Genomic DNA, 573 nt, shown 5'->3' with positions numbered 1-573 from the left:
ATCGTGCGGTACACGGCGTGCCCCGACAGGGCGTGCCCCACCTCGTGGCCGATGACCGCCCGCATCTCCTCCTCGTCGAGGAGTTCGACCAGGCCGGTGGTCAGCACGATGATCGGCTCGTCGAGCCCGATGCACATGGCGTTCGGGTTCGGGTCCTGCTGGACGTACATCAGCGGGATCCGCTCCATGTCCAGCACGTAACAGGCGTCCCGCAGCATGTCGTTGAGGTGCGCGAACTGGCGGTCGCTCACCCGCACCGAGTCGGACAGGAACAGCAGGCGCAGGCTGCGCTCGGGGAGCAGGCCGCTGAGTGTCTTGAAGACGGTGTCGAACCCGCTCAACTTCCGCAGCGCCACCAGCGCGGACCGGTCGGCGGGGTGCTCGTAGGCGCGGGAGGAGATCCCGGGAAATCGCCTGCGCTCGCGGCTCGGTACGTGCTCGTGCCCGTGAGTGTTGCTGTCGCTCATCGTGCCCCCTCGTGTGACTGCCGGTCGTGGCCCCTGACGCCCCTTGGCCCCACCCCACCCTAGGACGTGCGGATGACGTGGCTACCGTGGAGTGATGCACTACCTC

At 67.9% G+C, this 573-nt stretch carries 1 protein-coding gene; it reads right to left on the bottom strand.

Features of this window, described 5'->3' with window-relative positions; genetic code table 11:
* Positions 1 to 467, bottom strand: a 467-nt coding sequence (locus KUM32_RS42275) for a M48 family metallopeptidase (RefSeq protein WP_217146892.1), incomplete at its 3' end; no start/stop codon positions are given.
* Positions 468 to 573 lie beyond the last annotated feature (106 nt).

This window comes from Streptomyces sp. AC627_RSS907 (assembly GCF_019049165.1).
Note: the sequence above shows the minus strand (reverse complement) of the source record. Positions and strands in the feature narration are given on the sequence as shown.